The organism is Marnyiella aurantia, from assembly GCF_014041915.1.
Lineage (GTDB): Bacteria > Bacteroidota > Bacteroidia > Flavobacteriales > Weeksellaceae > Marnyiella > Marnyiella aurantia.
On record NZ_CP059472.1, the window covers coordinates 1429038 to 1450665 of the forward strand.

Annotated in this window: 11 protein-coding genes, 2 tRNA genes and 3 rRNA genes; 1 reads left to right on the top strand and 15 read right to left on the bottom strand. The window is 44.0% G+C overall.

The genetic code is table 11. The annotated features are described in order from the left end of the window. The first annotated feature begins 6 nt into the window (after window positions 1–6). Window positions 7–3879, top strand: coding sequence for a hypothetical protein (locus H1R16_RS06525; RefSeq protein ID WP_181887917.1), 3873 nt, complete (start codon window positions 7–9; stop codon window positions 3877–3879). A 434-nt stretch (window positions 3880–4313) separates the two neighbouring features. Here H1R16_RS06525 and rrf read toward each other — a convergent pair. The 15 genes from rrf to topA all read right to left on the bottom strand — a co-directional run bounded on the left by rrf (window position 4314) and on the right by topA (window position 21561). After that, window positions 4314–4421 (bottom strand): 5S ribosomal RNA (gene rrf / locus H1R16_RS06530). A gap of 183 nt (window positions 4422–4604) precedes the next feature. Beyond that, a 23S ribosomal RNA gene (locus tag H1R16_RS06535) occupies window positions 4605–7372 on the bottom strand. Window positions 7373–7580: 208 nt separating this feature from the next. Then, window positions 7581–7654 (bottom strand) — tRNA-Ala (locus H1R16_RS06540). Window positions 7655–7743: 89 nt separating this feature from the next. Further along, window positions 7744–7817: transfer RNA gene (locus H1R16_RS06545), tRNA-Ile, on the bottom strand. A gap of 232 nt (window positions 7818–8049) precedes the next feature. Then, window positions 8050–9566 (bottom strand): 16S ribosomal RNA (locus tag H1R16_RS06550). The 16S, 23S and 5S rRNA genes sit together here with 2 tRNA genes alongside, the layout of an rRNA operon. 628 nt (window positions 9567–10194) lie before the next feature. Next, window positions 10195–10872, bottom strand: a complete 678-nt coding sequence (locus H1R16_RS06555; protein ID WP_181887363.1) for a hypothetical protein — start codon at window positions 10870–10872, stop codon at window positions 10195–10197. Then, complete coding sequence (rfbD, locus tag H1R16_RS06560; protein ID WP_181887362.1) at window positions 10869–11735, bottom strand: dTDP-4-dehydrorhamnose reductase; 867 nt, start codon at window positions 11733–11735, stop codon at window positions 10869–10871. Before rfbD ends, H1R16_RS06555 begins: the two co-directional genes overlap by 4 nt. Window positions 11736–11745: 10 nt before the next feature. Next, on the bottom strand, window positions 11746–12228 hold the full coding sequence (locus tag H1R16_RS06565) for an acyl-CoA thioesterase (RefSeq protein WP_181887361.1): 483 nt from the start codon (window positions 12226–12228) through the stop codon (window positions 11746–11748). A 62-nt stretch (window positions 12229–12290) separates the two neighbouring features. Next, a complete protein-coding gene (locus tag H1R16_RS06570; RefSeq protein WP_181887360.1) occupies window positions 12291–12785 on the bottom strand; it encodes an OmpH family outer membrane protein in 495 nt (164 codons plus the stop codon). Between the two features lie 59 nt (window positions 12786–12844). Beyond that, entirely contained in the window at window positions 12845–13384 is a 540-nt protein-coding gene (locus H1R16_RS06575) for an OmpH family outer membrane protein (protein ID WP_181887359.1), read from the bottom strand. Window positions 13385–13392: 8 nt separating this feature from the next. Beyond that, entirely contained in the window at window positions 13393–15930 is a 2538-nt protein-coding gene (gene bamA, locus H1R16_RS06580) for an outer membrane protein assembly factor BamA (RefSeq protein ID WP_181887358.1), read from the bottom strand. A gap of 24 nt (window positions 15931–15954) precedes the next feature. Continuing rightward, complete coding sequence (gene uppS / locus H1R16_RS06585) at window positions 15955–16704, bottom strand: polyprenyl diphosphate synthase (RefSeq protein WP_181887392.1); 750 nt, start codon at window positions 16702–16704, stop codon at window positions 15955–15957. A 1-nt stretch (window position 16705) separates the two neighbouring features. After that, window positions 16706–17596 (bottom strand): DUF6089 family protein, encoded by an 891-nt coding sequence (locus tag H1R16_RS06590; protein ID WP_181887357.1) that lies wholly within the window; start codon window positions 17594–17596, stop codon window positions 16706–16708. A gap of 205 nt (window positions 17597–17801) precedes the next feature. Beyond that, window positions 17802–18884, bottom strand: coding sequence for an arginase family protein (locus H1R16_RS06595; RefSeq protein WP_181887356.1), 1083 nt, complete (start codon window positions 18882–18884; stop codon window positions 17802–17804). A gap of 103 nt (window positions 18885–18987) precedes the next feature. After that, entirely contained in the window at window positions 18988–21561 is a 2574-nt protein-coding gene (gene topA, locus H1R16_RS06600) for a type I DNA topoisomerase (protein ID WP_181887355.1), read from the bottom strand. Between the last annotated feature and the right edge of the window lie 67 nt (window positions 21562–21628).

A 21628-nucleotide genomic window follows, 5' to 3' on the forward strand; every position in this document is an offset into this window, starting at 1 on the left:
TAACCCATGGAACCCTTATACAGCTTACTTACATTTCCGCAGAAATATGAATCCGGCAGGCTTTACTTTAATATTATGGTTTTGCCCAGAAATATAAACCTGTTGGAGATCATCAACGGAAATATTCCGGCATTTGCGGATACCCAGTTTGAACTTGAAACAAATATTATTAGCGGGCTGGATGGACTTCCGCTCTTTTCGGCTACAACATTCTCCAGCGCGCCGACTATTATCTCTGAAGCAACCAATAAAAGAAATGTAATCAATGCCGTTATACAGCAGCTGCAACTGAACGACGGTTTAAAGGTAACCTCTGATAAAAGTCTTAATAAAGATTCGGGCGCGTCACAACAGATACAGGAGTATGCGGCCAAAAATGTAGCGATCAGGAAGTATTTGCCCGAGACGTATCGGAAAGCATTCAACTTTACCAGCCCCAGAACACGCTTTGCTGTTACAGATGACGAATATGAATGTATCATCAAAAATAAAGACAAGAAAAACACAGATCCTGTTACCAACAGAAATTATATTTCCTGGGGGAAACTGATGTCCTTCATCCTGCGTAACCCATTGCTTGCCGAAAAAGCAGGCTTTCTTATCAAGGGCAGCCTTGATGTAGATCTGTCGGTACTGAAAAAAGGAGCATGGCTGTTTCACCGCTTCGCTCCCGGAAGCTCGTTTGGAAGTGTTAACACGTCGGTTTACGCGGCAAGAATTCCGGCACTTGAGGCTGACCGCAGATTGTTTGCACCGGTTCTTTTTCCGGTTAAAGAAGTTGCCGTCAATAATGCCACCTACGATGAGGTTATGCAGGAATCTCTGATTTATAACGATGGTTTTGCCAAAATTATACATGCCAACCAGCCAATAAATCAGGATTTACTTCAGGAAAAAGATGAAAGCAACCCTCCCGTGGTTGATGTTGGCCTGAGATTGGGCTGGGACGATGAGCAACTGATTATATGGGGCAACCGGCAACTCAGACAGAAGGACGAAATCACAGAACAGAAAATAGATGCACCGCTGGGTGTTTTCGGGTATAAAGTTGATGTCAGGAAGTCGGGCGATTCGCAATGGTACTCACAAAATATGATTGTTCCGCGACAGAATATGCTAATCGCCGGGGAAGCTCTTCTTACAGAAGATCAATCTTTGGAGCTGCCAACTGAAGTTTATCCTACCTCACATGGCAGCACGATGGAAGAAGGGTTTTGGTTGCCGATGTATTTTGCCTCATGGAACGGCAAATGTATGGTGGTGCCTGATAAAGAGGCGGAGGAAATTTATCATTTAGCAAAAGCAAGAGTGCCGGTACAGAAAGCCGGCACCAACAATGCAATCAATCTGAAACCAAAATCAACTTTACATCCCTACCAACAGGATGAAAATCACAAAGTTGATCTTATTTATGGAAATGATTATCAGTTCCGGATCCGTCTGATGGATATTTCGGGCGGCGGTCCCCAAGTGGAAGATGAACCTCTGAACGGTGGCCAAAGACCCGTTTCAGATGTACATTTCAGAAGAAATGTGAAGGCAGGAAAACTGAATATTGTTAATGTGGATGCTTTTCATGAACTTCAGAATGCGTTAATTGTTAAGGATACAAGTATTTTGGAGAACATCCTGGACAATTCAAATATCTTACGTGTAAAAAGACCGCTGCTTAGCTATCCAGCGGTGGCATTCACAGGTAAATATACCAATGCGGCAGCTTTGCTGAAACAAAAGATAGACAACCTTCCACTACCGCAAAATTCAGACAGCCGCAGCCAGCATACCGTAGGATTGCCGGACCCCGATATAAAAACATTTAAAATCCTGGTTGAGGTAAAATCCCTGGAAATGGATAATGTGCAGTCGGTAAACGGCAAGGAATGTTTCTTCCCATGGAAAGAAAAAATATTCGAAATTCCTTATGTCGAAGCAACGGAGAACTATGATCTGGAAGCGGAAATAAACATCATTTACCAGGACATTAATGTACTGGCCCCATCGGATGACGAAGAACCGAATGATTTAATCCTGCCAACATCCAGAGAAGTTAGACTAACCCTCACAGCCATCGTAGACGGCGCTGACCTGGATGGCGACTATGCTGCTCCTTTTGTGAAAGAAGGCAGCAGCACGATGCTGACTTCATTTAAAATTGCGGAAGACGAAAGCGATTTACTTTCGCCAATAAATGGTGGTTTAAGGGCGTTCTTTCTTCAGCCTGAACATGAGCCTGAGCTAGCTGCAGTATCCAAGTCTAAACTTGATCTCGTAAAGATTACACCAAACAATACTTCTCCTGAAATGCAGAGATTGGGAGACGCCCTGAATTTAACAGTACATAACCTTACCCTACAGGGTGAAAGAGGTACACGTGTGCAGTTTGGTGTAAGCAATGAGTTGCGGCATTCACTTTCTCCTGACTCCGGATCAGTAACCCTGTCCAGTACAAAAGAAATTTATAACCGCTGGCTGGTCACTCTAGATTTCAGTTTACTGCGCGATTGGTCATGGAAAGGATTGCATGAGGACAGTTTTACTGTATTCAGAAAAATAAACCGACCCGGTGAAATAGAGGAAGAAGTAGGAAGTATCAATGTAAAAGATGTTGTGAATATGTCCATGCTGACTGAGGCCGACAGACAACAAAGCAGAATTCTCTTCCTGGACAGTATTGATCCTGATAAATATCTCAAAAACTTTCCACGGGAAATTTCGGCCCAATACAGACTGGTGACCAAATTGAAGAAGGGCTATGAGAACGTGACCAGCGACGATCCTCAAACACTTCAGATTGACTTGCCAATAACAACAATTCCACATCAGATTCCAAAGATGGTCTCAGTTGGTATTGCGATGAGCAGTTATGCCTACGATGAAGAGTTCTACCGTTCTTCGGACGAAAGACAGAAGTACATCTGGTTTGAATTTGATGAACCACCAAAAGATCCCAACGACACTTACTTTGCAAGGGTTCTTGCTTACTCGCCTGATCCTTATCTGTGCCGTGTAGATAATGAACTGATTACTAATATCAGCGAGGATCTGCCATTGCGACTTAACCCTGAACAAATCCGCGAAATTATCCCTGGTATGAGCAATGATTTTGCAGGAATGGGTGTTCTACAGGAAATGATTCCAGCATCCACAGATAATCCGCGGACCTATTTACTTCCGCTGCCGCATGGCCTGCATAACAACAGTGATGAGTTATTCGGATTCTTCACTTACGAAATAAGGCTTGGACATAAGAAAGAATTCTGGAGCACAGCACAGGGACGCTACGGCCGTCCGTTAAAGGTAAATGGGGTGCAGCATCCGGCCCCGGATCTGGTTTGCAGCGCTTACCGGGTGGAGACGGCAAATAATCTTACTCCAAAGGAAATTGAGATTACGGCTACCTTCGCAAATGCGGTATTAAATGGTGAGGATATCACAGCTTTTCCGCCTAATACTTCATTATGGTATCTGCTGTACACGCAGGTAATGCAGGCCGACGGAGAATCGTTCAGGAATATTCTGATAGATTCCGGACCTCTCTTCTATGAACCGCAAAAATCGCAAAATGGTGGTATGGTGAGACCGAAAGGAAATAAGAAAGGAGTTGTGCGTCTTTCAGTGAAAGAGATTGGTAATAAACTTGAAGAACTGGGACTTCCACGGAACAATGATCTGAGCGTAGTGGCTGTGGAAATGTTTCCGATGAACAATAAATGGCAGTACGACATCCGAAGTAAACGAAATGATACAGGTATTTCCTATGACAATTATATCAAAAACCGCAACGTAGCAAATCCTCTTACCGATATGCTGGGGCAATACCGGATTTACCGCAGTTCCAAACTTGTTCCAATAACTGAAGTGTGCTGTGAGGACTGTTAATGGTTCCTGCTGATTAGTGGCTGGTGACTGGTGATTTGGTGACTGGTGACTGGTTAGTAGTTTGCGCATTCAGCGCTCAGCGGTCAGGGCTTAGCTTTTGCTTTTGGCTTCAAGCTATACGCTGTGTGCACACCTGACAGGCTGTTGGTAAACTTGTGAGCAATAGCTGCAGTTTCTAAGTTCTCGCATCAAATAGCTGATGTCTGCAGCCTTTGCTGCTGGTGAATGGTGATGGGGTGATTGGTGATCCGTGATTGGTGACTGGTTAGTTTGACCTATAGCTGCAGTTTCTAATTTCTAACTTCTAACTTCTAACTTCTAACATCTAACCTCTCATATCTGAAGTCCTGGCTCTTGGCTCTTGGTTCTTGGCTCTTTCTTCTCTCCAAAACAAAAAAAATCCTTCACTCTTACGAATGAAGGATTTAAAAAAAAACTGGCGGCGACCTACTCTCCCGCGTTAGCAGTACCATCGGCGCTAGAGGGCTTAACTTCTGTGTTCGGAATGGGAACAGGTGAGCCCCTCTGCTAAAACCACCCTAAAGGTTGTTTTGTACAAAAGGTTGTACAGTATATGTATTTTAAATAGATTGGAGATGGATAGATTTGAGACACGAGACATTAGTCTCTTATCTCTTGTCTTTAAATCTTCTGTCTGATTTAAAAAATCGATAAAAACGTTCACAAAGAGATAACCGTGCTGCACCTACGGTTGCGCCTAATTAGGCTATAAATCTACGGGTAATTAGTACTACTCGGCTATGCCATTACTGACTTTACACCTATAGCCTATCAACGTGGTCATCTCCCACGACCCTTAAAAGATGTCTCATCTTGAGGCAGGTTTCGCACTTATATGCTTTCAGTGCTTATCCTTTCCAAACGTAGCTACTCTGCGGTGCGCCTGGCGGCACAACAGATACACCAGAGGTTTGTTCAAGTCGGTCCTCTCGTACTAAACTCAAGCCCTCTCAAACATCTAACGCCCGCAATAGATAGAGACCGAACTGTCTCACGACGTTCTGAACCCAGCTCGCGTGCCACTTTAATGGGCGAACAGCCCAACCCTTGGGACCTTCTCCAGCCCCAGGATGTGACGAGCCGACATCGAGGTGCCGAACCTCCCCGTCGATGTGAGCTCTTGGGGGAGACTAGCCTGTTATCCCCGGAGTACCTTTTATCCTATGAGCGATGGCCCTTCCATACGGAACCACCGGATCACTATGTCCTGCTTTCGCACCTGATCGACTTGTAGGTCTCACAGTCAAGCACCCTTATGCCATTACACTCTACGCACGGTTACCAAGCGTGCTGAGGGTACCTTTGAAAGCCTCCGTTACTCTTTTGGAGGCGACCACCCAGTCAAACTACCCACCACGCAGTGTCCTCGATTGCTCGAGTTAGGCTCCAAATAAACAAAGGGTGGTATTTCAACGTTGACTCCACCAACACTGGCGTGCCGGCTTCAAAGTCTCCCACCTATCCTACACATTGTTTATTCAAAGTCAATACGAAGTTATAGTAAAGGTTCACAGGGTCTTTTCGTCCCATTGCGGGTAATCGGCATCTTCACCGATACTACAATTTCACAGAGCTCATGGTTGAGACAGTGCCCAGATCGTTACACCATTCGTGCAGGTCGGAACTTACCCGACAAGGAATTTCGCTACCTTAGGACCGTTATAGTTACGGCCGCCGTTTACTGGGGCTTCAGTCAATGCCTTCGGTTTAACCCTAAGCACCTTCCTTAACCTTCCAGCACCGGGCAGGTGTCAGACCCTATACAGCATCTTTCGATTTAGCAGAGTCCTGTGTTTTTGATAAACAGTCGCCTGGGCCTCTTCACTGCGGCCAGCATTGCTGCTGGCGTCTCTTCTTCCGAAGTTACGAGACTATTTTGCCTAGTTCCTTAACCATGATTCACTCTAGCACCTTAGGATTCTCTCCTCGACTACCTGTGTCGGTTTTGGTACGGGTTGCTTCACTTCGGCTTTTCTTGGAATCTATTTCCCTGCAGCAGCTTCGCCCGAAGGCTAGGCCTTGACTATTCCGTCAGTCTCCAGCAAGTACGTAAATCCGTCCCCTTTTTAATGTGAGCAAGTTAGGGAATATTAACCCTATGTCCATCCACTACCCCTTTCGGGTTCGCGTTAGGTCCCGACTAACCCTCAGCTGATTAGCATGGCTGAGGAAACCTTAGTCTTTCGGTGAGCGGGTTTCTCGCCCGCTTTATCGTTACTTATGCCTACATTTTCTTTTCTATCCGCTCCACAATACCTCACAGTACTGCTTCAGCGCAAATAGAATGCTCTCCTACCAGATGTATCCCTAGGATACAAATCCATAGCTTCGGTAATATGCTTATGCCCGATTATTATCCATGCCGGACCGCTCGACTAGTGAGCTGTTACGCACTCTTTAAATGAATGGCTGCTTCCAAGCCAACATCCTAGCTGTCAATGCAGTCCAACCGCGTTATTTCAACTTAGCATATATTTTGGGACCTTAGCTGTTGGTCTGGGTTCTTTCCCTCTCGGACATGGACCTTAGCACCCATGCCCTCACTGCCGACGAACATTTATTAGCATTCGGAGTTTGTCAGGAATTGGTAGGATTTGACTCCCCCGCATCCAATCAGTAGCTCTACCTCTAATAAACTTAACATCGACGCTGCACCTAAATGCATTTCGGAGAGTACGAGCTATCTCCCAGTTTGATTGGCCTTTCACCCCTACCCACAAGTCATCCGAAGACTTTTCAACGTCAACCGGTTCGGTCCTCCACTTTGTGTTACCAAAGCTTCAACCTGCCCATGGGTAGATCACAAGGTTTCGCGTCTAATCCTACTAACTATGCGCCCTATTCAGACTCGCTTTCGCTCCGGCTCCGGACCTGAAGTCCTTAACCTCGCTAGTAAAATTAACTCGTAGGCTCATTATGCAAAAGGCACGCCGTCACCCAACTTGTGGGCTCCGACCGCTTGTAGGCGTACGGTTTCAGGTTCTCTTTCACCCTTCTATTCGAAGTGCTTTTCACCTTTCCTTCACAGTACTTGTTCACTATCGGTCTTTCAGGAGTATTTAGCCTTGGAGGATGGTCCCCCCATATTCAGACAGGATTTCACGTGTCCCGCCCTACTCATTTATCATCAAAATATGCCTTTCATATACCGGGCTGTCACCGTCTATGGCCGTTCTTTCCAAAACGTTCTATTAAACATATAAAGACTTTTGGGCTAATCCGCTTTCGCTCGCCACTACTTACGGAATCTCTTCGATTTCTTTTCCTCCGGGTACTTAGATGTTTCAGTTCTCCGGGTTTGCTTCTCGTTGTAAACAACGAGATGACTGGTCTTCTACCAGCCGGGTTGCCCCATTCGGACATCTCGGGATCAATTCGTGTGTGCCAATCCCCCGAGCTTTTCGCAGCTTACCACGTCCTTCTTCGCCTCTGAAAGCCTAGGCATCCGCCATACGCCCTTAACGATTTCTTTCCTAATATTTTTATTAGTTCAGTATTTTTAATAACAGCACAACCGTGCTGCCTTTTATTTTGTAAACTTTCACACCCGCAGGTGCTCGGTTTTCTCTTTGTGATGTTCTTACCGTTAATGTCAATGATCAATTTTCTTATTACTTCTTTAATGAACAGAAATTGTTTTTGGCTCTTTCCGTCACTTTTAAATTAAAGTGGTAATACTGTGGAGAATAAGGGAGTCGAACCCTTGACCTCCTGCGTGCAAGGCAGGCGCTCTAGCCAACTGAGCTAATTCCCCTCTAGTTCAGACTTGAGATTTCTAGTTTTCAGACCTGAGACTTTTTTGTCTCCTATCTTGTGTCTTTTAATCTCCCGTCTTGTAATTAGTAGTCTCGGGCAGGCTCGAACTGCCGACCTCTACATTATCAGTGTAGCGCTCTAACCAGCTGAGCTACGAGACTCTGTTTAGACATTAGATGTTAGACTTCAGATATCAGATTTTATTCTAACTTCTTTCTTCTAACTTCCAACTTCTTTCTTAATCTCTTCCCTATTACTAATTCCTAGTGGGTATATTTTAAATAAGCAACCAAAAAGTAAAAAACCAAAGCATCACTTAAAGTGAGTGCGTGTGGTACGACAAAGCGTACCGTGTTGTTTGTTTATTCTCTTCCCTAACGGGACGAGACTCAAAAATGAGATGTTCCAGCCGCACCTTCCGGTACGGCTACCTTGTTACGACTTAGCCCTAGTTACTTGTTTTACCCTAGGCAGCTCCTATTACGGTCACCGACTTCAGGTACCCCAAACTTCCATGGCTTGACGGGCGGTGTGTACAAGGCCCGGGAACGTATTCACCGCGCCATGGCTGATGCGCGATTACTAGCGATTCCAGCTTCATAGAGTCGAGTTGCAGACTCCAATCCGAACTGAGACCGGCTTTCGAGATTTGCATCACATCGCTGTGTAGCTGCCCTCTGTACCGGCCATTGTATTACGTGTGTGGCCCAAGACGTAAGGGCCGTGATGATTTGACGTCATCCCCACCTTCCTCTCTACTTGCGTAGGCAGTCTCACTAGAGTCCTCAACTGAATGTTAGCAACTAGTGACAGGGGTTGCGCTCGTTGCAGGACTTAACCTAACACCTCACGGCACGAGCTGACGACAACCATGCAGCACCTTGAAAATTGCCCGAAGGAGAATCTGTTTCCAGATCTGTCAATTCCCATTTAAGTCTTGGTAAGGTTCCTCGCGTATCATCGAATTAAACCACATAATCCACCGCTTGTGCGGGCCCCCGTCAATTCCTTTGAGTTTCAATCTTGCGATCGTACTCCCCAGGTGGCTAACTTATCACTTTCGCTTGGTCTCTGAATCCGAAAATCCAAAAACGAGTTAGCATCGTTTACGGCGTGGACTACCAGGGTATCTAATCCTGTTCGCTCCCCACGCTTTCGTCCATCAGCGTCAGTTAAATCTTAGTGACCTGCCTTCGCAATTGGTGTTCTAAGTAATATCTATGCATTTCACCGCTACACTACTTATTCCAGCCACTTCAAATTTACTCAAGACCCGCAGTATCAATGGCAGTTTCACAGTTAAGCTGCGAGATTTCACCACTGACTTACGGGCCCGCCTACGGACCCTTTAAACCCAATAAATCCGGATAACGCTTGCACCCTCCGTATTACCGCGGCTGCTGGCACGGAGTTAGCCGGTGCTTATTCGTACAGTACCTTCAGCCAGATACACGTATCTGGGTTTATCCCTGTACAAAAGAAGTTTACAACCCATAGGGCCGTCGTCCTTCACGCGGGATGGCTGGATCAGGCTCTCACCCATTGTCCAATATTCCTCACTGCTGCCTCCCGTAGGAGTCTGGTCCGTGTCTCAGTACCAGTGTGGGGGATCACCCTCTCAGGCCCCCTAAAGATCACAGACTTGGTGAGCCGTTACCTCACCAACTATCTAATCTTGCGCGTGCCCATCTCTATCCACCGGAGTTTTCAATAGTAACTGATGCCAGTCACTATATTATGGGGTATTAATCTTCCTTTCGAAAGGCTATCCCCCAGATAAAGGCAGGTTGCACACGTGTTACGCACCCGTACGCCGCTCTCAAAGTCCCGAAGGACTTCTACCGCTCGGCTTGCATGTGTTAGGCCTCCCGCTAGCGTTCATCCTGAGCCAGGATCAAACTCTCCATTGTATGTTTGTTCACTCGCTCACTCAAAGTTATTGACGCTTTGGTTTTTCCTTACTTTTTTTTTGGTTGTTATTTGTATGTCAATGATCTCTCTTCTTTTCGCTTTATTTCCAGTCACCTCTTCTGTCGTTGGGCGTCTGAATTGCGAGTGCAAAAGTATAAACTATTTTTTAAATGACCAAATATTTTTGAAGAAAATTTTACGTCCAGATATTCACTGTGTTATTCAGCAAACCCCTTCCTTAACTTACCTCTCCTTTCAAATCTGACCCCTAAGTCTCTCCTGCGCTTCCCCATCTCTCGTTACCTCGAATTGGGACTGCAAAAGTACAACTTATTTTTAAACTGCCAAATGTTTTTTGATAAAATTTTAAACCGGTTAAAAACCGCTCTACTCTCTTACTTCCTAAACCCTGACTTGTCTTCTACTTCGCTCCCTGGTCTCTCGATTTTGGATTGCAAAGATACCCATTTATCCACTCCCTCCAAATATATTGATGTAAATATTTACTAAAATTATATAAACTACTGAGGGTGAAGGGGGAAAATACTCAACAAAGATTATATTTAAGGATCCGGAATGCGTCTGCCATCACATGGAGTGATTAAATGGGCCATCCACCCTTTGGATTTATTTGAATTCCATGTAAATCATGCTCAGGAAATCTGCGAATGAGCGTTCCAACCTTATAATATCACCCGACTTAAGGTTAATGCCCGCTTCGCCATATGGTGCGGACTGTACCTGGATAGCCTGCAACTGCATATATTGAGCAGGTTGCTGCACATCTGCTTTGAACTTTACTGACGAACCCAGCAGTTTGCGGGTAGATATTGTATAGGTTTCACCATCGGTAAGGCTGCGTTTGGTGAAAGTGCGTAGCTTAAACTTTATACTTTCTTTATTAAAAGAAATGTTCTGGTCCTGAGCGGGAGGCGCATATATGTAAAGGAGTCCTTTTTCAACAGGTATTTCATCGGTGGCCATATAATACAAACTGATCCTGTAATTCCACGGATCCAAGTTCTGCGTTTTGCCATCAACAGATTCAAACGGACGGTACGAAAACGTATTCGCACCAATTTCTTTCGCCTTCTTATATATAAGACCGAAAACCTTAGCATCATCGCCAGAGAAACCTTGGACTTCTACTTCACCTAAATATTCGGCTTTTGAAACAGCAGGGTTAATCCTGTACAGTTCCTTTTCTGATCCTTCACGGCTTTTGGCCACTTCATTCCAGATCACATTCTGACCGAAAGCAAAACTGAAAGCAACTACTGCTGTTAAAAAGATTATTTTTCTCATTTCGTTTCCAATAAAGTATGCAGACAATCCTGAAGACTGTTTTCCCAATGCTTAAGTTCTATTCCGTACGCAGTCTCAATTTTGTCAAGTGCCATTGTACTGCGGCGCGGTCTGGCGGCCGGTGTCGGAAACTCTAAGGTCGTGAGCGGATTAATCTTAATTTGCGAACCTGAAAACTCAGCGATTTTTTCCGCGAAACTGTACCACGTGGTTTCCGGGTAATTTGAAAAATGAAAAACGCCATGGCCTGGGCTGTCTGAGCTGATGATCTGCATAATTGCTTCCGCAAGATCATTCGCATTAGTAGGCTGACCAAACTGGTCATTAACCACTCCGATCTCTTCTTTTTCGGCAAAAAGATTCAGCATAGTTTTCACAAAATTCCTGTTGTGCTCTGAGTACAGCCACGACGTCCTGATAATAACGGATTTTGGATTGGCATCCATCACCAGTTCCTCACCCTTAAGTTTTGAAGCACCATAAACCCCTTTTGGATTAGTGAAGTTATCTTCACTGTAGGAAATCTCTGTATCCCCATCGAACACATAATCGGTTGATATGTGAATTAAGGTGGCTCCAACCTCCCTGCAGGCTTCCGCAAGATTGCCTGGACCCTGGGCATTCACGGCAAATGCTCTTTCTGATTCCTTTTCAGCCAGGTCTACCGCAGTATATGCAGCGGCATTTATGCAAAAGTCAGGATTTTCATCTTCCAAAACAGTAAGAACTGCGCTGGAATTGGTAATATCAAGATCTTCAGAGGCCAAAAAAGTAAAATTGAAGGACCACTCATAATCTGCAGCAATTGTCCGCAAACATTTTCCCAACTGACCATTGGCACCAACAACAAGTATTTTTTTCATATTTGTGCTATTAAGATAGTTTATTCTGCTTTCTGAAGTATGCCACCCTTTCGGCGAACGTTTTCTCCGGCACTTCAGTTAGAAACTCTTCGAACAAACCGCGTGTTTCGGGCGGGTGAACTTCTGATTTCCTGGTTTTCATATTGAAATAGATTACCGTGATCCACAAAACTGCGTTCACTGTTTTACCGTCCTCACTTTTCATCAGTATTTCCACTTTGGAAATACGGTCGCGCACTTCAATTGTTTTACTGCTGATCTGCACTTTGGAGTTAAAGCGGACTTCACGTAGATAAGCGATCTCGTTCTGAACTGTGATCCATGTGCAACCCGTCCTGCGTGAATACTCTTCATATGTAAAACCATAGTAAGTTTCCACATGGTCCTCACGGGCATTCATCATATATTCCAGATACTTCACATTATTGAGGTGTCCGATAGGGTCGCAGTCACTGAAGCGAACTTTTACCAGTGTCGAAATTTCTTTGTTCATGGGGCAAAAATAAAAAAACCACCTCTATGCAAGGTGGTTAAGCTGTATAAATGTTTGTTAAATTAAAGTCCAAGCTCCTTCTTAACTGCCGCAGTTGCATCCGGACCTCCCTTATAAATTAAAGCGCTTGCATCAATTACAAAATCCCATCCGTTTGCTTTGGCAGCCTTAGCGATTGCTGCATTCAGTTTGTCGATGATAGGCTTCAGAGACGCTTCTCTTCTTTTATTTAGATCCTGCTGAGCGGTTACTGCCATCTGCTGCAGGTTTTGCTGTGTTTTCTGCAATTCAGTTTCCTTAGCTGTTCTCTGTGCTTCTGTAAGTTTAGCACCTTCAGCCTGGTATTTCTGAACATCAGCCTGCCAGGTATCACCCATTTTCTTAAGTTCAGCTTCTTTTGATTTACTGAAGGTCTCCAGATCCGTAGAAACTTTCTTAGTTTCCGGCATCAAAGACAATACCTGCTCATAGTCCAAAGCTGCTAACTTCTGCGCCTTTGCCATTCCAACAGTCATCAACATTGTTACTGCAGCAAATAATACACTTAATTTTCTCATAATTTCCATTAATAATTTAGGTTCCTTTTTTTGATTGTTTTATGCGGGATAAGTTAAATCTATTTTGAGCCCGCGGCTTTACTGCCTGTGTTTTTTGTTAATAGGTCCAGGACCTTATCTGTGTAGTCGTATCTTTTCTGAAGAAAAATCACACTAATGTTATTACTCTTGTCCAGTACAATACCCAACCCGTTCTTTTCCGATACCGTTCTTATTGCTTCCCAGATCTGGTCCTGAAAAGGCTGTGTAAGGTTGGCGCGCAGTTTTGCAATTTCACCGTTAGTTCCAAATCGTAGACTAAGGGTTGTCTTTATATTGCGGTCCAGATCTGCAACTTCTCTTTCGCGCTGTTTTAGCTGCTCGCCGATAAGCAGAACTTTCTCGCTGTCAAAGGCCGATTTTTTACGTTCATACTCAGCCTGCAGATTCTGTATTTCCTTCTGCCACGTATCCACCTGGGAGTTCAGCCTGCCTTCTGCCTCTTTATATTGCGGAAGACGCTGCAAAATATAATCGGTATCCACTACTCCCATTTTCTGCGCATGCGCAGAAACGGTTATAAGAAGGAAAGCAACTACGAGGAGGATTCTGTTTTTCATCTTTACATTTATAATGATTGGTTCATCAGGAAGTGTGTTTTCCATCCTGAAGGTTCACTGTTATAAAGCGGCTTATCAAATCCGTAGGCAAAATCAAAACCTATCAGACCGAATGCGCCCATGTATACTCTAACCCCTACACCTGCCGAACGTTTCAGCTGGAATGGATTAAAGTTTCCCCAGTCGTTCCAAACGTTGCCCCCTTCAAGGAAAGTAAGAGCATATATCTTGGCTGTTTGGTTCATTGAGATCGGGTATCTTAACTCTAACGAGAAACGGTTGTAAATAGTACCTCCTCCAAGTTGAGTTACATCATCACGGGTTCCACCGTCAGTCGTTGCATTTTCATAACCACGAAGCGGCACCAACTCACGGCCGTCATATCTTCCTCCGAAAAGACCGGTTCCACCTACGTAGAATCTTTCGAATGGTGGTGCACCCAGTTCACTGTTGTAACCATCCATGAAGCCCATCTCGGCTGTACTGCGAAGTACAAGTTTACCAACGATCTCATTGTAGAAATCACTCTTGACCTTTACTTTATAGAATTCCATCAGGTTATACTTTTCAGCCGGCGACATCACCGAATAATCTTTATTGCTGAAAAGTGAGTATGGCGGCGTAAACTTTACACTAGTTTCTACATTGGAACCGGAAGTAGGGAATATTGGATCAATACCTGCCGAATTCCTGCTAAGACCTACGTTAATACTGAAGTTGTTAGCGTTTCCGTAATACTCTCTAGTTGTGCCAAACAGGAACGGATAATTGTCAAAGTTATAGCGCTGGAACTGAATGCCTGTGTACAGGGAGAAATAATCATCCGGCCAACGCAACAGGCGGTTAAGACCTGCATTGGCAGAAAAAATATTCAGTTTCTGGTCCATTCCGAACTGATCTTCATAATTCACGAGCGACTGATTCACACCAACAGACAATCCCGTAGGCCTTGTTCCGAACAACCATGGCTCGGTAAATGAAATACCGTAGTTCTGGAAATAATATCCTGCCTGTGCCTGAATGGACAGTGTTTGACCGTCACCCTGTGGTACAGGTTTAAAATCTTTAAACTTCAGGAAATTCCGAAGTGAGAAATTGTTGAAGGTAAGTCCCAGAGTTCCGATGAAGCTGTCGCCACCGTAACCAGCCTGAAGCTGAACCTGTGAAGAACCTTTTTCTACAAGCGACCAGTGAACATCTACCGTGTTATCCTGAGGATTTGGTTTGATATCCTGACCGATTTGCTGAGGATCGAAGAATGACATAGAGGCCAGATCGAAATAGGTTCTCTTTATATCACTTTTGGCGAACAGGTTACCGGGTCTCGTTCTCAGGGAACGAAGAACCACATGGTCATGCGTTGTGGTATTTCCACTCCACGTCACACGGTTCCAGGTAGCTTTTTCGCCTTCACTGATGCGGACTTCAAGGTTTATTGAATCACCGTTTACTGCCTTCTCTACAGGTGTAACATTGGAAAACAGGTAACCGCTGTTCATGTAAAGGGACTTGATATCGGAATCATCTTCCTTACCGCCGTCTTCACCAACTTTTTTGTTGAATCCTACCGCATCATAAATATCTCCGGTTTTATAGCCCAGAAGGCGCTGAAGAAATTCCGTTGAAAAAGCTGTATTTCCAACAAAGGAAATATCGCCGATATAATACTTTTTACCTTCGTTCAGTTTTACGTTGATCTCGAAGTTATTCTTGTCATTCCTTGTCACAGAATCAGAAAGCACACGTGCATCACGGTATCCAAGTGAATTGTAATAATTCACCAGGTTCTGCTTATCCGCCTCGTATTTTTCTTCAATAAATTTGGATGGCTTCAGGATCGCGCCAATCCCAAATCTCTTCTGTTTGGTATCCTTGAAACCTTTCTTTCTGAGTTTTGAATCAGAAACATTCTCGTTTCCTTCAAAATCGATGCGGTCTATTTTTATGCGTTTTCCCTTCTCTACCTCAATGGTCCAGTCTACCAGATTAGGATCATTTGCATTCACCTTATCTTTGATCGTTACTTTTGCATCAGAAAAACCTTTCTTCACATATTCGTTAGGAACGTTTGTCTTAACAGTTGAAACAAGATTCTGGGTTATTTTGGTACCCGGCTTAAGATTATTGTCTTTAGCAAGTTTCTCATTCTTGGATTTTCCGATTCCTTTGCCTGTGAAGGTCACTTCGCCTAGTTCCTTCAGGTCCTGAAGGTAGAAACGAAGAACAACACTTTCGCCCTGCTGGCTTTCGATGTAGACCTCTACCTCAGAAAAAGAGTTGGTCTCCCAAAGTTTCCGGATTGCATTACTTACTTTTTGACCAGGGATATCAACTATTTCACCTTTGGTCAGACCTGTAAACCGTAAAATTTGTGCCGGAGAATATCTTTTTACCCCATCTACCACAATATCCTGCAATTTGTAGGACCCCGTCTGGCTTTCTGCGTAAACCGGGTTAGTATCCTGCGGATTCCCTTGCGGAGTTACCTGACCATAAAAATGTGCCGAGGCAACAAACATAATAATAGGGATGAATCTAAACTTCATTATATATTTAATAACTTTAATTAATTACTCTTGTTCCAGCTGCTCACTGGTTTTGCCATATCTCCTTTCCTTCAGCTGATAATCCAGAATACACTGGAAAAAGGTTTCCCTGTTAAAATCCGGCCACAGCATATCCAAAAACTGCATCTCGGCATAGGCCATCTGCCACAGTAGAAAATTGCTTATCCTTACCTCGCCGCTGGTTCGTATCATAAGATCAACAGGTGGGAAATCTTTTGTATAGAGATGATCTTCAAAAAGACTCTCGTTTATATCCTCTTCCTCAATCTCACCCGCTTTTACCTTGCGGCTTATCTGCTTTACAGCGCTCAGGATTTCCTTTTGCGAACCGTAACTCAGAGCCAGGATCAGGTTTCCGCGCTTGTTGTCTTTAGTAAGATCCATGACGTTCTGCAACTGGTCACGTACCAAATCCGGCAACTTTTCAATATCGCCAATGATGTGTAAACGTAAACCTTTGGTAAAAATTTCCTCAGCCTCCAGCAAAAGCGTTTCGGCAAGGAGATTCATCAGGCTGTTTACTTCGTCATTAGGCCGGCTCCAGTTCTCAGAAGAAAATGTATAAAGAGTGAGATATGGAATATTTATCTCGTTACAGGCATTAATGGCATCCCGTACGGCCGTTAAAGCGTTTTTATGTCCGTACGTACGCTCTTTGCCCCTGGATTTCGCCCATCTGCCGTTTCCATCCATAATAATGGCTACATGACGGGGAAGATATTCAGGATTGATTTGATATTTTACTGACAGCATTTTAATCGCAATAACAAGGAGGTCTTCCAAAGGAGTAGGTTAGTCCCAGGGTCACGCTGTTTATCCAGTCATTACCGTTAGGATCTCCAACTTCTCTGTTTTTCAGGAATTCTCTCTCTCTTTCCTTGGATACCGCGTAATAAATATCCGTCTGCAACAGGGATGTGTTGGTGTTAGGCGCCAGAATATCCGCATTATAGGTAGATTTCAGATCCTTTGCATTTATCGTACTGTAATCCAGCTGATCGGTAAGCGTAGGTCTGAACATGAGTTCTCCGGATATAGCCCAGTTATAGTTGAATTTATACTTTAAACCGATACCAAAAGGAAGATAACCGGTAACTTTTCTGCCACTATAATACTCTGCCGTTGTATTAAAATCAATTTCATTAACCGGTGCCTGTGCCACACCGTCTACATCGCGCCGGTAGTCATGTATTAAAGTAGCCTGCGTAACATCGTGCATCATCGCGCCGATACCCGCAAATATATATGGACTCAGCATTCCGCGCTCCTGCTCGTTATTAACAGGGAACAGATTGTATTCAAAAATCGCATCAGCTTCCAGTAAGGTATTGGTCCCATACAGTTTACGGTTTCTGCGGTATTCTTCTTTAGCCCAGGCATCACCGAACTGTATATGACTGTAGCCTAAATCAAAACGAAGTGTCTGGTACGGATTGAAATTCATACGGTAAATAATTCCGCCATATGCAGGAAAACCATATTTGGAAGTTTCTCCAAAAGGTGCCTGTAAAACGTAACCGGTTCTTCCTATATCTCCTACCAAATTGCTCGTTCCCAAACGGACACCCAGTTCGTGCCGCTGCGCCTTTACACTTGCTACTGTAAGAATAACTGCAAACAAGCTAAGTAATAATTTTTTATTCATAGGAGAATATAGATTATGGTTATTTTTAGTATTTAATTTTTGCAAATATAAAACATTTTTGCATTACCGAAATTCATAATATTTAGTTAAATATAAACAATTAAATATTAATTTAATCCCTACCAGCGCAGTTTTTGTGATTTTTTTTATAATTATTAAAGTTGCCCGACAATTTTATAAAAGGTAACCGCATTTAGGTAAGTGATTAGTCCCGGTCACGCATAAGCCTTGCAGGCAATGATCCTTTTTTCGCCTGTGCATACTCCGCTGGTGAGCAGGGAATAAGATTTTTAAGCTCGTCATCGTCACCAAAATACCATAATCCAGTAAAGGAATCTCTCTTAAATGCAAAATGAACATCATCAACCGGAACATAAAAAGTCTCCATGCGTCTCTCCCGTGGATGTGACTTCTGAATATTGATGCCTTCTATAATATGCCACACCATTTGCGCCATCAACTGATGATCTACCAAAGAATCTGAATTTGGATTAAAGTTGAACAGGCCGACAGACTTAAGATTTTCGCTAAGGCCAACTTCCTTCATATAAGCACAAATCTCGCGGCGGTTCAGTCCGTTTACCTGCGGATTGACCGAGAAATCACCGGAAGGACCTTCAATTGAATCACAATTTACGGTAACCAGGTCTGCACGCCTGAAAAAGGGCTCTGTATTTTCGGTAGAACCCATCATCTCGGCCAGACGGATTACATCAAATTCAACATCCTTCATCAGCTTAACTGAATCCAGTTCGTTCAGATGCTTCTGATAGGCCATATGATGATAATCCCTCAAAGGAAAATCCCTGGAACCCAGAATTTTCGCCAGGTAGTTTTTTTCATTTATTCCCTCGCCCTGGTCAGCAAGTGAAATTACACCTGATATATTAGTATAACTTATTTGCTTGTGATAGTGGTTAAGCGCGGTAAAAAGGGCAAAGGACAAATCGCAGCTTCCGCCAATGACTATGGGAACCGCCTTTTTTTCATGACATAATGAAAGCAATTCCTGTAAAATAAAATGGGTATCCTCATGGGATCTTCCGGAGATCAAGTCTCCCAGATCGCACACGGGAACCTCGAAGTCCAGCCGCGACAAGGTATACAGCGCCCTGCGAACTTTTCTGAAACTGTGTATTTCCGCTTCACCACCAGCTAAACCACGATAGTCGGAACAGAAAATAAGGACAATACCACCTTCAGAAATGTCACCCGAAATAAGATTCCCCAACTGCCATTTTTCAGTTTCAATTTTACCTGCCGGAATGATAATGTCTTCAATATTCATGGATGTGATTATTCAGTAAGCACTGCAAAAGTAGTAAAACCCAGGCACAAAAAACGCTTCCCGCATTGTGGCGGAAAGCGTTTCTATTACAAAAGATTGATCTTTATTTCTTTTTTGCAGCCGGCTTTTTAGCTGGCGCCTTCTTTGCGGCCGGTTTCTTCGCCGCAGTTTTCTTCGCCGCGGCCTTTTTAGGTTTTTCCTTGAAGGCATCCTTATCCTGAGCGGTGATCCACTTTTTCACCTCATCCAAAGAAACGTCAGCAAGTTCCTCAGCGGTATATTTTTCATCTTTTTTCGTCTTCGGAATCTTAAACATTGTTTTTCCGAATTTGATGAAAGGTCCCCATCTACCGTTTTCAATCGAAATTTTCTCGTCTTCCCACTGGCGTATATATCTGTTGGCTTCTTTCTCCAGTTTTGCTTCTATGAGTTCATGCATTTCCTCCTGAGTCAGATTATCGAAATCATATCGCTTCGGAACATTGATGAAAATTGATTTATATTTGATAAAAGGTCCGAATCTTCCGGTTCCTTTAGTGACGCCCTCGCCTTTATAAGTTGCCACAGGTGCATCAGCAATTTGTTTTTCGCGGATGATTTCCTCGGCGCGTTCCTGTGATACGGAAAGTGGGTCTTCGCCACGCGGTATACTTATGAATGTCTCACCCCATTTTACGTATGGACCAAAACGGCCTACTCCGACTGAAACAGGGTTTCCCTCAAATTCCTGCAGGTCAAAAGGCAGTCTGAAGAGTTCCAAAGCATCTTCAAGTGTAATTGTTGCAATATTTTGAGAGGCCATGAGACTGGCGAAAATCGGTTTTTCCTCATCATCCTGCTCTCCGATCTGCACCATTGGTCCAAACCTGCCGATTCTGGCCATTACATTCTTTCCGCTTTTAGGATCCACCCCAAGTATACGTTCGCCATTCGCACGGTCTGCATTTTCCTCAACATCCTCAATCCGTGGGTGGAAATCACTGTAAAAACCCTGAAGCACTTCTTTCCACCTTTCGGAACCGTTGGCAATATCATCAAAATCCTGCTCCACCTTTGCGGTAAAACCATAGTCAAGGATCTCGGCAAAGTTCTGCGTCAGGAAATCATTAACCACTTCACCAATATCTGTAGGGACGAATTTGTTTTTGTCGCCGCCAAATTTCTCTGTAAGAACTTCCTTCGTAACACCGGATTTGGCAAGAGTCATTTTCACAATCTCTCTTTCTTGAGGCTCAATTTCCCGTTTGTCCACATACGCACGGTTCTGAATGGTCTGGATCGTTGGTGCATAAGTGGATGGCCTGCCTATGCCAAGCTCTTCCAGCTTTTTCACCAACCCAGCTTCGGTGTAACGTGCGGCAGGTTTCGTAAACTTTTCGGTGGCTTCAATCTTTTTATACGTTAAAGCTTCGCCAACAGTCACTTTCGGGAGAATTTTTTCGTTGTTTTCCTCCTCATCCTCATCGGTTTTGGTAATTCCGTATACCTTCAGGAAACCGTCAAATACAATCACCTCGCCCTGTGCTTCAAAATGCGGAGTAATTTTAGGGCTCCCAATTTCAATAACTGTTTTCTCTATTTTGGCATTTGCCATTTGGCTGGCGAGAGTTCTTTTATAGATTAACTGGTATAATTTGTTAAGCTGCGCGTCGCCAACCGACTTTACGGAAAAGTCTGTCGGACGTATAGCTTCGTGAGCTTCCTGTGCTGATGCTGACTTTGTAGTATAATTACGCGGATTGGAATATTCTTCACCGTATTCTGAAAGGATCTGCGCTTTGGCCCCGTTAATGGCTTCCTGCGAAAGACTTACGGAGTCGGTACGCATATAAGTGATAAAACCTTCTTCGTAAAGGCGCTGTGCAACTCTCATTGTAGAGGTCACGCCATAACCCAGACGGTTACTTGCTTCCTGCTGTAATGTGGATGTTGTAAAAGGTGCCGATGCAGTACGTGTTCCCGGTTTCTTTTCAACATTAAGCACAGTAAAGTCAGTATCTTTTGCAAGGTTCAGAAACTTTTCGGCTTCCTTTTCTTCTGCAAAATCTTTTTTCACCTTAGCTGCAATGACCTGCTTCTCACTGTTTACGAAAGCACCTTCTACCCGGAAACTGGATTTTGGGACAAAATTCCTGATCTCAAGTTCTCTTTCTACTACCAACCGAACGGCTACAGACTGCACACGGCCGGCCGAAAGTCCGGTCTTCACTTTTTTCCAAAGTACCGGTGACATCTCAAAACCTACGATCCGATCCAGGACTCGCCGAGCCTGTTGGGCATTTACCAGATTCTGGTCAATAGACCGCGGATTCTCAATAGCCTTTAGGATAGCATTCTTTGTAATTTCGTGAAAAACAATACGTTTCGTGTTATCTTCTTTCAGTTTCAGCTCCTGCGCAAGGTGCCAGGCAATAGCCTCACCCTCGCGGTCCTCATCGGAGGCTAGCCATACCGTTTCCGCCTTCTTCACCGCGTCTTTAAGTTCAGCGACTATCTTTTTTTTATCTGCCGAAACTTCGTAATCGGGAGTAAAAGTACTAAGGTCTATCCCCATCCCCTTTTTAGGCAGGTCGCGGATATGACCGAAGCTGGATTTCACCTCAAAATCCTTCCCAAGGTACTTCTGAATGGTCTTTGCTTTTGCAGGTGATTCCACAATCACTAAATTTTTTGGCATCAACTAAATTTTTTGCAAAAGTAGAGTTTTTTTTAAATGTGAAAATCTGTCTCTCCTTTGCTGCGTG